At 63.7% G+C, this 14,719-nt stretch carries 8 protein-coding genes, 2 tRNA genes and 3 rRNA genes; 9 read left to right on the top strand and 4 right to left on the bottom strand.

Features of this window, described 5'->3' with window-relative positions; translation table 11 throughout:
• The first annotated feature begins 35 nt into the window (after window positions 1-35).
• From CAL24_RS14290 to CAL24_RS14280, 3 genes are read left to right on the top strand one after another with little or no spacing between them, the layout of a single operon-like run.
• On the top strand, window positions 36-1,877 hold the full coding sequence (locus CAL24_RS14290; RefSeq protein ID WP_249278540.1) for a gamma-glutamyltransferase family protein: 1,842 nt from the start codon (window positions 36-38) through the stop codon (window positions 1,875-1,877).
• 56 nt (window positions 1,878-1,933) lie between these two features.
• A complete protein-coding gene (locus CAL24_RS14285; protein WP_028353928.1) occupies window positions 1,934-2,908 on the top strand; it encodes a Bug family tripartite tricarboxylate transporter substrate binding protein in 975 nt (324 codons plus the stop codon).
• Window positions 2,905-3,402 carry a GAF domain-containing protein gene (locus CAL24_RS14280; RefSeq protein ID WP_094807009.1) on the top strand — a complete coding sequence of 166 codons (498 nt, stop codon included), beginning with the start codon at window positions 2,905-2,907 and terminating at the stop codon, window positions 3,400-3,402. The genes CAL24_RS14285 and CAL24_RS14280 overlap by 4 nt, the downstream gene beginning before the upstream one ends.
• 12 nt (window positions 3,403-3,414) lie before the next feature.
• On the opposite strand, the gene CAL24_RS14275 is transcribed toward CAL24_RS14280, so the two are convergent.
• From CAL24_RS14275 to CAL24_RS14265, 3 genes are read right to left on the bottom strand one after another with little or no spacing between them, the layout of a single operon-like run.
• Window positions 3,415-3,693: a YkgJ family cysteine cluster protein gene (locus CAL24_RS14275; protein ID WP_028353926.1), complete on the bottom strand. Its 279-nt coding sequence runs from the start codon at window positions 3,691-3,693 to the stop codon at window positions 3,415-3,417.
• 3 nt (window positions 3,694-3,696) lie between these two features.
• Window positions 3,697-4,461, bottom strand: coding sequence for a YdcF family protein (locus CAL24_RS14270; RefSeq protein ID WP_028353925.1), 765 nt, complete (start codon window positions 4,459-4,461; stop codon window positions 3,697-3,699).
• Between the two features lie 13 nt (window positions 4,462-4,474).
• Complete coding sequence (locus tag CAL24_RS14265; RefSeq protein ID WP_094807008.1) at window positions 4,475-5,446, bottom strand: glycosyltransferase family 9 protein; 972 nt, start codon at window positions 5,444-5,446, stop codon at window positions 4,475-4,477.
• 71 nt (window positions 5,447-5,517) lie between these two features.
• Between CAL24_RS14265 and msbA the strand changes: the two genes are divergently transcribed.
• Window positions 5,518-7,293: a lipid A export permease/ATP-binding protein MsbA gene (gene msbA, locus CAL24_RS14260; protein ID WP_028353923.1), complete on the top strand. Its 1,776-nt coding sequence runs from the start codon at window positions 5,518-5,520 to the stop codon at window positions 7,291-7,293.
• A 74-nt stretch (window positions 7,294-7,367) separates the two neighbouring features.
• Here the strand turns inward: msbA and rng are convergent, their stop codons facing one another.
• Window positions 7,368-8,831 carry a ribonuclease G gene (rng, locus tag CAL24_RS14255; RefSeq protein WP_094807007.1) on the bottom strand — a complete coding sequence of 488 codons (1,464 nt, stop codon included), beginning with the start codon at window positions 8,829-8,831 and terminating at the stop codon, window positions 7,368-7,370.
• A 510-nt stretch (window positions 8,832-9,341) separates the two neighbouring features.
• On the opposite strand from rng, the gene CAL24_RS14250 reads away from it, so the two are divergent.
• The 5 genes from CAL24_RS14250 (at window position 9,342) to rrf (ending at window position 14,638) form a co-directional block, all read left to right on the top strand.
• Window positions 9,342-10,872 (top strand): 16S ribosomal RNA (locus CAL24_RS14250).
• Window positions 10,873-11,010: 138 nt separating this feature from the next.
• A tRNA-Ile gene (locus CAL24_RS14245) sits at window positions 11,011-11,087 on the top strand.
• 47 nt (window positions 11,088-11,134) lie between these two features.
• Window positions 11,135-11,210 (top strand) — tRNA-Ala (locus CAL24_RS14240).
• 281 nt (window positions 11,211-11,491) lie between these two features.
• Window positions 11,492-14,374, top strand: a 23S ribosomal RNA gene (locus tag CAL24_RS14235).
• A gap of 151 nt (window positions 14,375-14,525) precedes the next feature.
• Window positions 14,526-14,638, top strand: a 5S ribosomal RNA gene (gene rrf, locus CAL24_RS14230).
• The 16S, 23S and 5S rRNA genes sit together here with 2 tRNA genes alongside, the layout of an rRNA operon.
• Window positions 14,639-14,719 lie beyond the last annotated feature (81 nt).

Below are 14,719 nucleotides of genomic sequence, written 5' to 3'. Positions count from 1 at the left end.
CTGCCTTCGGCCGCCACTTCCACGTTGACCAGCCCGTGTCCACTTCGCCCGCCTTCACGACTCGCCCGGAAATCCGCGGCACTTTCGGTGTCGTCTCGTCCACCCATTGGCTGGCCTCCCAGGTCGCCATGGGCGTGCTCGAGCGCGGCGGCAACGCCTTCGACGCGGCAGTGGCGGGCGGCTTTGTGCTGCAGGTCGTCGAGCCGCACTTGAACGGCCCGGGCGGCGAGGTGCCGATACTGTTCTGGAGCGAATCCGAACGGCGCGTGCGCGAGCTGTGCGGGCAAGGGCCGGCGCCCGCGCTGGCCACGTCCGCTTACTTCCGGCAGCGCGGTTTCGAGCTGGTGCCGGGCATAGGCTTGCTGCCCGCTACGGTGCCGGGCGCCTTCGGCGCCTGGCTGGCGCTGCTGCGCGACTACGGCACCTGGGAACTCGAAGCGGTGCTGGCGCCCGCCATCGCCTATGCCGAGCACGGCTTTCCCCTGGTGCCGCGCATTTCGCAGGCCATTGCCGCGGTCGAATCGCTGTTCCGCACCGAATGGACGTCCTCGGCCGCCGTCTGGCTGCCGGACGGCCGCGTGCCGCATCCGGACAGCGTGTTCCGCACGCCGGCCATTGCGCGCACCTATCGGCGCATCCTGGCCGCTTCCGCCGGCGCCTCCGGCGGCCGGGCGGGCCGCATCGAGGCCGCGCACGAGGCGTGGTATCGCGGTTTCGTCGCCGAGGCCATCGACGCCTATTACCGCGGGCAGCAAGTGCGCGACTGCAGCGGCGAACGCAACGCCGGGTTGCTGCGCCGCGAAGACCTGGCCGATTGGCGTCCCACCTACGGCGCGCCGGCCACGGTCGACTACGGCCGCTATACCGTGGCCAAATGCGGAGCGTGGTCGCAGGGGCCGGTGTTCCTCCAGCAGCTCGCCATGCTGCGCCATCTGGGCATCGAAGGTTTGCAGGCTGATTCGATGCCGTTCGTGCATCGCGTGGCCGAAGCGGCCAAGCTGGCCTTTGCCGACCGCCTGGCGTGGTACGGCGATCCGGATCACGTCGACGTGCCGCTGGCGGCCTTGCTCGACGATGCCTACGCGCGCCAGCGCGCCGCCGGCATCGGCGTCGTCGCCGCGCCGCAGCTGCAGCCCGGCAGCCCGGACGGCCGCGTCGCCCGGCTGCCCGACCTGCAGGCGGCCGAACGCGCCCTGGCGGCCGCCGACACGCGCTATGGCGTCGGCGAACCCACCTTTGCGGCCTTGCCGCCAGTGCAGGAGTGGGCGCGCCGCGAGATTTTCGTCGGCGACACCTGCCACCTGGACGTCATCGACCGTCATGGCAACATGGTGGCCGCCACGCCGTCCGGCGGCTGGCTGTCGTCCAGCCCGGCCATTCCCGAGCTGGGGTTCTCCATCAACACGCGCCTGCAGATGACCTGGCTCGAGGACGGCCTGCCCGGCACGCTGCAGCCGGGCAAGCGGCCGTGCACCACGCTGTCGCCCGGCCTGGCGCTGCGCGACGGCGAGCCCTATATGGTGTTCGGCACGCCGGGCGGTGACCAGCAAGACCAATGGACCGTCGCCTTCTTCCTGCGCCATGCCGCCCTCGGCATGAACCTGCAGGAAGCCATCGACGCGCCGGCCTGGCACGTCGACCACTTTCCCGGTTCGTTCTGGCCGCGCACCACGGTGCTCAACCGCCTGACGCTCGAATCGCGCTTCCCGGCCGAGACGGTCGAGGCGCTGCGCGCGGCGGGACACGACGTGCGGGTCGGGCCGGCCTGGTCCGAAGGGCGGGTCAGCGCCTGCACGCGCGAACCCGCCGCGGGCGGCCTGCTGCTGCGGGCCGGCGCCAATCCGCGCGGCATGCAGGGGTATGCCGTCGGGCGCTGAAGCGCGGCCATCATGTTTCACACAACAGTCCGCACAGGACGCAAGGGGGTATCGTCATGACCTTTTCCGCACGCAAATTCCTCGGGCCGCTGGCCCTCGCCGCCGCGGCGCTGCTGCCGTGGACGGCCCAGGCCGCCTGGCCGGAGAAACCCATCACCATCATCGTGCCGTGGGCGGCGGGCGGCTCCACCGACATCCTGGCGCGCCTGCTCTCGGAGCACATGACCCAGTCGCTGGGCCAGCCGGTGGTGGTCGAGAACCGCTCGGGCGCCTCCGGCAACATCGGCTCGGCCCAGGTGGCGCGCGCCGCGCCCGATGGCTACACGCTGCTGGTCGGTTCCATGAGCACCCACACCATGAACCAGGCCATGTACTCCAGCATGCCGTTCGACGGCGTGAAGGACTTCACCCCCATCGCCGAGCTGGCCCTGGTCACCAACACCATGGTGGTCAACCCGTCGCTGCCGGTCGACAGCGTGGCCGAATTCATCGAATACGCCAAGGCGCGGCCCGACCAGATCGCCTATGCCTCGGCGGGCGCGGGTTCGACCAACCATCTCAGCGCGGCGCTGTTCGAGAAGGCCACCGGCATCCGCATGCTGCACATCCCGTACCGCGGCGGCGCGCCGGCCGTCATGGACACCGTGGCCGATCGCACGCAGCTGCTGTTCAGCGCCGGCACCCAGACGCTGCCGCACGTCCAGGTCGGCAAGCTCAAGCTGCTGGCCGTGACGGAAAGCCGCCGTTCGCCGCTGCTGCCGGACGTGCCCACCGTGGCCGAGACCCTGCCGGGCTATGAACTGGCCGTCTGGTACGGCGCGTTCGGGCCGGCCGGCATGGATCCCGCCCTGGTCGAACGGCTGAACAAGGAAATCAACGCGGTGCTGGCCAAGCCCGAAGTGATCAAGAAGATGGGCGACATGGGCGTGGAGGTCCTGCAGACCACGCCGGCCGAGTTCGCCGAGACGCTGTCGCGCGATGCCGACAAGTACGGCAAGCTGGTGCGCGACCTGGGAATCACGCTGCAATGATGCAAGATGCCTATGCCGGCGCCTTGCCGCACGTCGATGCCCTGGCGCGGGGCTGCGCCGACCGCGATCCGCAGGCCTTGTTCCGCGCCATCGATGCCTACGCGGCCCAGGCGCTGGGCCACCGCCTGTGCACCATCAACCGCTACGATCCCGGGCCCATGGCGGTGGTCCGCCTGTACAGCTCCAACCCGCAGGCCTATCCGCCTGGCGGCTCCAAGCGCAAGGCCGGCACGGAGTGGGGCAGGCAGGTGCTGCTCGAGCAGCGCCTTTTCATCGGGCAGGGCAGCGAGGCGATTCGCCAGGCCTTCGACGATCACGCCGCCATCGCGGCGCTGGGATTGCGTTCGGTGATCAATGTGCCGGTGGTCGCCCGCGGCGTGTGCCTGGGCACCGCCAACTTCCTGATGACGGCCGACGTGGTCACGCCGGAGCAGGTCGCCGCCGCCCGGCTGGCCGGCCTGCTGGCCGTGCCCGGGCTGCTGGCGGCCGGCTGAGCCGCGGCCGCGTCAGCGCCCGGGCGCTGTTGCCGCCTCCAGCCGCGCCAGCCAGGCGATCGCCTGCGCGCGGTCGCTGCCGCACATGTCGGCCTGGGGCTGCAGGCCGCCGCAGAAGTCCGGCCGCGACGGATGGCCGAATATCGCGCAGCGCATATCCGGCAGCAACTGTACGCAGGGCACGCCGGCCGGCTTGCCGTCGGGCATGCCGGGCAGCGGCCGGGTGATCGACGGGGCGATGCAGCAAGCCCCGCAGCCGGGCCGGCAGGCGAGCGTCCCCGGGCGCGTCATCGCTCAGACCCAGCCGCGCAGCCAATACACCAGCAGGCCGGCGTATTCCTTGATGATGGAGCGGCTCGCATCCAGGGTGCGCATATGCGGTATCCAGGGCGACACCGAGCCGTCGGGCGGCAGCACGATCTGCGGCGGCGTCGAGGCCGGGATGGCCTCCACGCCCTGCTTGGAGAAGGCCGCCATGGCGCGCGGCATGTGCAGGGCCGAGGTCACCAGCAGAATCTTGCCGAAGCCGTGTTCCTTCAGTTCGTCTTCGGTCAGGGTGGCGTTCTCATACGTGGTGCGGCTGGAGTTCTCCAGCAGCAGGGCGCTTTCCGGCACGCCCTGCTGCTTCATCTGGTACGCCATGCCGCGCGCCTCGCTGACGTCGCCTTCCAGGGCGCCGCCCGACAGCACGACCTTGGGGGCGCGATGCGCCCGGTACAGGTTGATGGCGGTGTCCACCCGCACGACGGCGGTTTCCTTGTCGTACGGCAGGAACCAGTTGGCCCGGCCGTTGGCCGTGTTGCCGCCCAGCACCACGATGGCGTCGGCGGTCGGCAACTGCGCCGGGGGCAGGTGCGGATAGCGCGATTCGAGTCGGCCGCCCAGCCACAGCGAGGTGGCCGGCAGCGACCAGGCCAGCGCCCAGGCCAGCCCGAAGGCCGCCAGGGCGGCGCCCGTGCGGCGCAGGCGGAACAGGCCCAGCACCAGACCGAGGACGACCAGGGTCACGCAGAGATTCAGGGGGATGATCAGATTGGCCAGGTAATGCGTAATAGTCATGTAAACAATCCGGTCAGGAGGCCGATTCCAGCAAGGCGCACGCCTGGCGCTCCACCTCGGCGGCCTCGGGCCAGGCTTGCTCGGACCCGAGGCAGACCGCGCGCGGCGACCAGGGCCCGGTACGCCCCGGGTCGGTCACGCCGAACAGCGTCAATTGGAGCGCGTCGGCGGCGGCGGCCACATGCGACACCCCCGAATCATTGCACACCACCAGCGCGGCGCGCGCGGTCAAGGCCGCAAATGCGCCCAGCGGCAGTGGCGGCAGCAGCCGGGCGGTCGGCGCATTGCGGCGCGCCTCGTCGGCCTCGGCGGGAGGCGGGCACATTACCACGGTATGGCCGCGCGCCTGCAGGGTCCGCGTCAACGCATCGAAGCCGGGCCACACTTTGATGCGGCCCTTGTGCAGGCCCGTCGCGGTGGGAGCGATCAGCACGAAAGGCTGGCCGGCGAGGCCGGTTTCACGCAACAGCGCGTCGGCCGCGGCCTGGTGTTCGGGGGTGAGGGGCAGGGGCAGCCGCGGGCCGGGCTGGGCGTCGCCGGCCGGCAGCCCCCAGCGCTGCAGCGCGCTGCGGGTCAGGTAATGCCACGACTCTACGGCGTGCAGGCCGGCCGCCGGCTTGGCGATGGGCCAGCGCAGCAGCAGGCTGCGGCCGTCGTCGCGATAGCCGGCGACGGGCACGCCGGCCAGGCGGAAGACGGCCGCGCTGGACAGCGAATCCGGCAAGGCCAGGCCGCGCGCCCGCGCGGCATCGCCGCCGAGCGCCCGCTGGTGCTCGCGCACGGCGCGCCGGTCGTCCAGCAGGCGGCCGCGCATGGGAATGAAGCCGCGCGCCGGGACGCCGGCCAGCAGATCGCGCGCCCACGGTCGCGCGCACAACACCAGCGGCAGGCCGGTGGCGCGCAGCAGTTCCAGGCTGGGCAGGCTCATGCAGACATCGCCCACCCAGTTGGGCAGTCGTACATACAGGCAGGAAATCTCGGGCATCGAGGGCAACAGGTTCTCCGGCAGGCGGACGGTACAATCCCGGGCACAATTGTATTAAAGCGAGCCGCCCCTTGAATTCCGCCTCACGCCAAGCACCCGCCGGTTCCCATCCGGTCAAGGCCGAACTCTGGAAGCGCGTCTACAGCCGCGTAGGTTCCTACTGGAAAGGCCTGCTGCTGGCCATCGTGCTGATGGCCGGCGCCGCCGCCACCCAGCCCACGCTGGCCGTCATCATGAAACCGCTGCTGGACGAGGGTTTTTCGGGCGCCAAGCCGTATTATGTGTGGGCCATCCCCCTGGCGGTCGTCGGCCTGATCTTCCTGCGCGGCGTCTGTAACTTCTTCAGCGATTATCTCCTGGCCTGGGTCGCCAACAACGTGCTGCTCGGCATCCGCCGCGACATGTTCGAGCGCCTGCTGGGCCTGCCCGACGCCGATTTCAAGCGCGGCGACACCGGCCGGCTGCTCAACCGCTTCACCATCGATGCCGGCAACGTCACCGGCTACGCTACCGACGTGATCACCGTGCTGGTGCGCGAGACCCTGGTCGTCGTGGCCCTGATCTGCGTGCTGCTGTACATGTCGTGGATGCTCACGCTGATCATCCTGATCATGCTGCCGGTCTCGGTGCTGATCGCCCGGGTGTTCATCCGCCGGCTGCGCCGCATCAACCGCGAGACGGTCAACATGAACGCCGAGCTGACCCGGGTGGTGGGCGAGGGCATCGACGGCCAACGGGTCATCAAGCTGTTCGACGGCTACGAGGCCGAGCGCAGCCGCTTCTCGTTCGTCAATGCGCGGCTGCGCCGCTTCGCCATGCGCACCGCCACGGCCGACGCCGCCATGACGCCGCTGACCCAGGTCTGCATCTCGATCTCGGTGGCGGCCATCATCGCGGTCGCCCTCGGCCAGGCCAACAACGGCACCCTCACGGTGGGCAGCTTCGCCTCCTTCATGGCGGCCCTGGCGCAGATCTTCGACCCCATCAAGCGCCTGACCAACCTGGCGGGCAAGATGCAGAAGATGCTGGTGGCCGCCGAAAGCGTCTTCACGCTGGTCGACCAGACGCCGGAAGCCGATGCCGGCAAGCGCACGCTGCCCGAGCCCGTGCGCGGCAAGATCGAGTTCCGCCAGGTCACGCACCGCTTTGACGACGCCGACCGCGATACCGTCAGCGCGGTCTCGTTCGTGGTCGAACCGGGCCAGACGGTGGCGCTGGTGGGGCGCTCGGGCAGCGGCAAGACCACGCTGGTCAACATGCTGCCGCGCTTCGTGCTGCCGGACTCCGGCAGCATCCTGGTCGACGACGTCCCCATCGACGAACTCAGCCTGCGCAGCCTGCGCTCGCACCTGTCGCTGGTCAGCCAGGATGTCGTCCTGTTCGACGACAGCATCGCGGCCAACGTGGGCTACGGCGCGCTGGGTCAGGCCAGCGAAGAACAGGTGCGCGACGCGCTGGCGGCCGCCAACCTGCTCGACTTTGTCGAAGGCCTGCCGCAGGGCATGCACACGCCGGTGGGCGAGAACGCCGCGCGCCTGTCCGGCGGCCAGCGGCAGCGCCTGGCCATCGCGCGGGCGCTCATCAAGAACGCGCCCATCCTGATCCTCGACGAGGCCACCTCCGCCCTCGACAACGAATCCGAGCGCCAGGTTCAGGCATCGCTCGAGCGGCTCATGCGCGGCCGCACCACCCTGGTCATCGCGCACCGGCTGTCCACCGTCCAGAACGCGGACCGCATCATCGTGCTCGACAGCGGCCAGATCGTCGAGCAGGGGTCGCACGCCGACCTGCTGGCCGCGCAGGGCCTCTACGCCACGCTCTACAACATGCAGTTCCGCGAAGACTGACGTGCGCCGGGGATCGCCCTCGGGGCCGACCCCCGGCGCACGGCTGGCTGGCCTGCGGCGGGGGCGCACCGGGGTCAGGTCAGGATGATGTCGTACTGTTCCTGCGAATAGGCGGTCTCGACTTCCAGCGACACGGGCTTGCCGACGAAATCGCCCAGCATCGCCAGGTGCTGGCTTTCTTCTTCCAGGAACAGGTCGACCACGTTCTGCGACGCCAGGATGCGGAACTCGCGCGGGTTGAGCTGGCGCGCCTCGCGCAGGATCTCGCGCAGGATCTCATAGCACACGGTGCGCGCGGTGCGCACATTGCCGCGCGCCTCGCACATGGGGCAGGGCTCGCACAACTGGTGCGCCAGCGAATCGCGGGTGCGCTTGCGGGTCATCTCCACCAGGCCCAGCTGCGTGAAGCCATTGACCGTCATGCGGGTGCGGTCGCGCGCCAGCGCCTTCTTCAACTCGGCCAGCACGGTCTCACGGTGCTCCAGGTCTTCCATGTCGATGAAGTCCAGGATCACGATGCCGCCCAGGTTGCGCAGCCGCAGCTGCCGCGCGATCGCCTGCGCGGCTTCCAGGTTGGTCTTGAAAATGGTGTCGTCGAAATTGCGCCCGCCGACAAACCCGCCCGTATTGACGTCCACCGTGGTCAGGGCTTCAGTCTGGTCGATGATCAGGTAGCCGCCCGACTTCAGGTCCACCCGGCGCGACAGCGCGCGCGCAATTTCCTCGTCCACATTGGCCGTGTCGAATAGCGGGCGCTCGCCGCTGTAGTGCTGGATGCGTTCGGCCACCGAGGGGGTATAGACGCGCGCCCACTCTTTCAGCGCGGCCGTGGTGGTGCGCGAATCGACCTGGATCACGCCGGTGTTCGGGCCCACCATGTCGCGCAGCACGCGCTGCGCCAGGGTCAGGTCCTGGTGCAGCAGGGCCGGGGCCGGCTGGTTGCGGGCGCCGGCCTGGACGCGGCTCCATAGCTTGCGCAGGTACTCCAGGTCGGCGCTCAGTTCCTCGTCGGTGGCGCCCTCGGCCTGGGTGCGCACGATGAGCCCGCCTTTCTCGTCCGGCGGAATCAGCGCCTGCAGGCGCTCGCGCAACTGGATGCGCTCGGCCTCGGAATCGATCTTCTGCGAGATGCCGATATGCGGATCGTGCGGCAGGTAGACCAGCATGCGCCCCGCGATGCTGATCTGGGTCGACAGCCGGGCCCCCTTGGTGCCCAGCGGATCCTTGATCACCTGCACCATCAGCGTCTGGCCCTCGAACAGCAGCTTCTCGATCGCCGTCGGCGTCAGGCCCTGGCTGCGCTCGCTGCGGTTCTCGCGCAAATCGGCAATATGGATGAAGGCGGCCCGTTCCAGGCCGATGTCGATGAAGGCGCTCTGCATGCCGGGCAGCACCCGCACCACGCGCCCCAGGTAGATGTTGCCGACATGGCCGCGCTGGATGCTGCGCTCGACGTGCAATTCCTGGACCGCGCCCTGTTCCACCAGGGCGACCCGCGTTTCGAAGGGAGTAACGTTGATCAGGATGTCTTCAGTCATAGCCTGGGAGTGGGGCATCATGGTCCAGATCGAATAGTAAACGGTGACAGACACGTGGCAAGTATCGCGCGCCTGGTACCGTCCGCCGCAGGCCCGTATCGAACGTTTAGCAGGCGGCTAAAAATTCGTGTATAGTCTCGCCTTTTCGCGGTTCGGCCGGTGGTTTTGGCGGAGCAGCGGGAAGCGGCAAATCAGACACCGATCGATTTGACAGGTTTCAAAAAAGGCCTCATAATCTCGTTTCTGTGCTGCTGAGACAGCAAGCCGGTTGCGAAGCAGCTGGCGGGCAGTAAGCGGTACCTGTTCTTTAACAACGAAACAACCGATAAGTGTGGGCGCTTGGTGGGCCGCGCGAGGCGGGTCCGGTTTAGCCGGGCTTGCCAGGCCAAAGAGAACCAAGTGCTCACATCGAAGTGAAGAACCTTGAATATGTCAAAGATATTCATCGAACCTCACTTCCTTTGAGCAAAGTGCTGCTACTTCGGTAGCGGTGCGCGAACTACAGAGATTGAACTGAAGAGTTTGATCCTGGCTCAGATTGAACGCTAGCGGGATGCTTTACACATGCAAGTCGAACGGCAGCGCGGACTTCGGTCTGGCGGCGAGTGGCGAACGGGTGAGTAATGTATCGGAACGTGCCCAGTAGCGGGGGATAACTACGCGAAAGCGTAGCTAATACCGCATACGCCCTTTGGGGGAAAGCGGGGGACCTTCGGGCCTCGCACTATTGGAGCGGCCGATATCGGATTAGCTAGTTGGTGGGGTAAAGGCCTACCAAGGCGACGATCCGTAGCTGGTTTGAGAGGACGACCAGCCACACTGGGACTGAGACACGGCCCAGACTCCTACGGGAGGCAGCAGTGGGGAATTTTGGACAATGGGGGCAACCCTGATCCAGCCATCCCGCGTGTGCGATGAAGGCCTTCGGGTTGTAAAGCACTTTTGGCAGGAAAGAAACGGCCCTGGTTAATACCTGGGGCAACTGACGGTACCTGCAGAATAAGCACCGGCTAACTACGTGCCAGCAGCCGCGGTAATACGTAGGGTGCAAGCGTTAATCGGAATTACTGGGCGTAAAGCGTGCGCAGGCGGTTCGGAAAGAAAGATGTGAAATCCCAGGGCTTAACCTTGGAACTGCATTTTTAACTACCGGGCTAGAGTGTGTCAGAGGGAGGTGGAATTCCGCGTGTAGCAGTGAAATGCGTAGAGATGCGGAGGAACACCGATGGCGAAGGCAGCCTCCTGGGATAACACTGACGCTCATGCACGAAAGCGTGGGGAGCAAACAGGATTAGATACCCTGGTAGTCCACGCCCTAAACGATGTCAACTAGCTGTTGGGGGCTTCGGCCCTTGGTAGCGCAGCTAACGCGTGAAGTTGACCGCCTGGGGAGTACGGTCGCAAGATTAAAACTCAAAGGAATTGACGGGGACCCGCACAAGCGGTGGATGATGTGGATTAATTCGATGCAACGCGAAAAACCTTACCTACCCTTGACATGTCTGGAATGCCGAAGAGATTTGGCAGTGCTCGCAAGAGAACCGGAACACAGGTGCTGCATGGCTGTCGTCAGCTCGTGTCGTGAGATGTTGGGTTAAGTCCCGCAACGAGCGCAACCCTTGTCATTAGTTGCTACGAAAGGGCACTCTAATGAGACTGCCGGTGACAAACCGGAGGAAGGTGGGGATGACGTCAAGTCCTCATGGCCCTTATGGGTAGGGCTTCACACGTCATACAATGGTCGGGACAGAGGGCAGCCAACCCGCGAGGGGGAGCCAATCCCAGAAACCCGATCGTAGTCCGGATCGCAGTCTGCAACTCGACTGCGTGAAGTCGGAATCGCTAGTAATCGCGGATCAGCATGTCGCGGTGAATACGTTCCCGGGTCTTGTACACACCGCCCGACACACCATGGGAGTGGGTTTTACCAGAAGTAGTTAGCCTAACCGCAAGGGGGGCGATTACCACGGTAGGATTCATGACTGGGGTGAAGTCGTAACAAGGTAGCCGTATCGGAAGGTGCGGCTGGATCACCTCCTTTAAGAGCTTGAAGTGCGGACTATTAAGCGTCCACGCTTATCGGTTGTTTATATGTGTAGCCGGGATCGGTTGCGGGCGTTGGGTGAGGGGGAGTCCTCCCTGGGCCGCGACCCTGACTGCTGATCCGAAGAGGGTTTTTGGGTCTGTAGCTCAGTCGGTTAGAGCACCGTCTTGATAAGGCGGGGGTCGTTGGTTCGAATCCAACCAGACCCACCAGGTATTTCCGAGGCGGCGGCCGGTAGTGGCCGCGGATGAGGGGATACGGGGGTGTAGCTCAGCTGGGAGAGCGCCTGCTTTGCAAGCAGGATGTCATCGGTTCGATCCCGTTCACCTCCACCATGCGCCAGAGTTCAACGCCCAGGGTTGCGAGTCAGCCCTGTGCGTTGGGTTTTGCCCAATGCGAGCTATACATCGTTCTTTAACAATCAGGAAGAAGCACAACGAAAGTGTGTTCATGTAGTAGTCGGCGCGAGCCGATGAAAATGAGCACGGGTTGTGATTGCATAGATTTAGTTCCAAGTCTCAAGATTCCGATCGCAGTTGGATCGGGATGGCTTTGAAACTTATGAACGGCACAAACGCGAAACATATCAGCGTCCTATAAGACGGTAGTGTTATAGGATCAAGCGACTAAGTGCATATGGTGGATGCCTTGGCGATCACAGGCGAAGAAGGACGTGGTAGCCTGCGAAAAGCTGCGGGGAGCTGGCAAACAAGCTTTGATCCGCAGATGTCCGAATGGGGAAACCCACTGCGCAAGCAGTATCCCTGGCTGAATACATAGGCCAGTGGAGGCGAACCGGGTGAACTGAAACATCTCAGTAGCTCGAGGAACAGACATCAACCGAGATTCCGAAAGTAGTGGCGAGCGAAATCGGAGCAGCCTTTACGATTTAGCCAATCAGATAGTCGAACGGGATGGAAAGCCCGGCCGTAGCAGGTGATAGCCCTGTAGACGAAATCTGGCTGGTGGAACTAGGCGTAAGAGAAGTAGGGCGGGACACGTGAAATCCTGTCTGAAGATGGGGGGACCATCCTCCAAGGCTAAATACTCGTGATCGACCGATAGTGAACCAGTACCGTGAGGGAAAGGCGAAAAGAACCCCGGAAGGGGAGTGAAATAGATCCTGAAACCGTATGCATACAAACAGTCGGAGCCTCTTAATGGGGTGACGGCGTACCTTTTGTATAATGGGTCAGCGACTTACATTCAGTGGCGAGCTTAACCGGATAGGGAAGGCGTAGCGAAAGCGAGTCCGAATAGGGCGATTCAGTCGCTGGGTGTAGACCCGAAACCAGATGATCTACCCATGGCCAGGTTGAAGGCACGGTAACACGTGCTGGAGGACCGAACCCACTAGTGTTGAAAAACTAGGGGATGAGCTGTGGATAGGGGTGAAAGGCTAAACAAATCTGGAAATAGCTGGTTCTCTCCGAAAACTATTTAGGTAGTGCCTCAAGTATGACTGCGGGGGGTAGAGCACTGTTATGGCTAGGGGGTCATGGCGACTTACCAAACCATGGCAAACTCCGAATACCCGCAAGTCCAGCTTGGGAGACAGAGCACCGGGTGCTAACGTCCGGACTCAAGAGGGAAACAACCCAGACCGCCAGCTAAGGTCCCAAATTATCGCTAAGTGGGAAACGAAGTGGGAAGGCATAGACAGTCAGGAGGTTGGCTTAGAAGCAGCCATCCTTTAAAGAAAGCGTAATAGCTCACTGATCGAGTCGTCCTGCGCGGAAGATGTAACGGGGCTCAAGCGATAAACCGAAGCTGCGGGTGTGTACTTTGTACACGCGGTAGGAGAGCGTTCTGTAAGCCTGTGAAGGTGACTCGTAAGGGTTGCTGGAGGTATCAGAAGTGCGAATGCTGACATGAGTAGCGATAAAGGGGGTGAAAAGCCCCCTCGCCGTAAGTCCAAGGTTTCCTGCGCAACGTTCATCGGCGCAGGGTGAGTCGGCCCCTAAGGCGAGGCAGAGATGCGTAGCTGATGGGAAGCGGGTTAATATTCCCGCACCGTCGTACAGTGCGATGGGGGGACGGATCGCGGAAGGTCATCAGGGTGTTGGATGTCCCTGTTGCTGCATTGGAGAAGGCGCTTTAGGCAAATCCGGGCGCGTAATTCAAGGGTGTGGCACGAGCGAGCAAGTCTCGCGAAGTGATTGGAAGTGGTTCCAAGAAAAGCCTCTAAGCTTCAGCTGTACGAGACCGTACCGCAAACCGACACAGGTGGACGGGATGAATATTCCAAGGCGCTTGAGAGAACTCAGGAGAAGGAACTCGGCAAATTGATACCGTAACTTCGGGAGAAGGTATGCCCCGGTAGGGTGAGGCGCCCGCGCGCCAAGCTCGATGGGGCCGCAGAGAATCGGTGGCTGCGACTGTTTATTAAAAACACAGCACTCTGCCAAGACGAAAGTCGACGTATAGGGTGTGACGCCTGCCCGGTGCCGGAAGGTTAAGTGATGGGGTGCAAGCTCTTGATCGAAGCCCCGGTAAACGGCGGCCGTAACTATAACGGTCCTAAGGTAGCGAAATTCCTTGTCGGGTAAGTTCCGACCTGCACGAATGGCGTAACGATGGCCACACTGTCTCCTCCTGAGACTCAGCGAAGTTGAAGTGTTTGTGATGATGCAATCTACCCGCGGCTAGACGGGAAGACCCCATGAACCTTTACTGTAGCTTTGCATTGGACTGTGAACCGGCCTGTGTAGGATAGGTGGGAGGCGCAGAAACCGAGTCGCCAGATTCGGTGGAGCCGTCCTTGAAATACCACCCTGGTTTGTTTGCGGTTCTAACCTTGGTCCGTTATCCGGATCGGGGACAGTGCATGGTAGGCAGTTTGACTGGGGCGGTCTCCTCCCAAAGCGTAACGGAGGAGTTCGAAGGTACGCTAGGTACGGTCGGAAATCGTGCTGATAGTGCAATGGCATAAGCGTGCTTGACTGTGAGACTGACAAGTCGAACAGGTGCGAAAGCAGGACATAGTGATCCGGTGGTTCTGAATGGAAGGGCCATCGCTCAACGGATAAAAGGTACTCTGGGGATAACAGGCTGATACCGCCCAAGAGTTCATATCGACGGCGGTGTTTGGCACCTCGATGTCGGCTCATCTCATCCTGGGGCTGTAGCCGGTCCCAAGGGTATGGCTGTTCGCCATTTAAAGAGGTACGTGAGCTGGGTTTAAAACGTCGTGAGACAGTTTGGTCCCTATCTGCCGTGGGCGTTGGATACTTGACGGAGCCTGCTCCTAGTACGAGAGGACCGGAGTGGACGTACCTCTGGTGTACCGGTTGTCATGCCAATGGCATTGCCGGGTAGCTAAGTACGGAAGAGATAACCGCTGAAGGCATCTAAGCGGGAAACTCGTCTGAAGATTAGGTATCCCGGGGGCTTGACCCCCCTGAAGGGTCGTTCGAGACCAGAACGTTGATAGGTCGGGTGTGGAAGCGCAGTAATGCGTTGAGCTAACCGATACTAATTGCCCGTGCGGCTTGATCCTATAACTCTGCGGGTTTTATAGACCTGGTATGAGCGCGTAGCAGTCAAGTGCCGTTCAAACAAACTTCATAACCCTCGCCCCATCCCGGGCGCGATGTGCTTCTTCCGAATTGCGGCGCCGGCCACACTCGGCCTGCGCCCAACCCGCTACGCCTGACGACCATAGCAAGGTGGTCCCACTCCTTCCCATCCCGAACAGGACAGTGAAACGCCTTCGCGCCGATGATAGTGCACATCCGTGTGTGAAAGTAGGTCATCGTCAGGCTCTTATCCCCAAAACCCCAGTGAGCTCCCCTCACTGGGGTTTTGCTTTTGGGACAAACGGAAAATGCCACCCCAAGGCTGA

This window comes from Bordetella genomosp. 2 (assembly GCF_002261345.1).
Classification (GTDB): domain Bacteria; phylum Pseudomonadota; class Gammaproteobacteria; order Burkholderiales; family Burkholderiaceae_B; genus Bordetella_A.
This window is presented reverse-complemented; position numbering and strand designations above follow the sequence as displayed.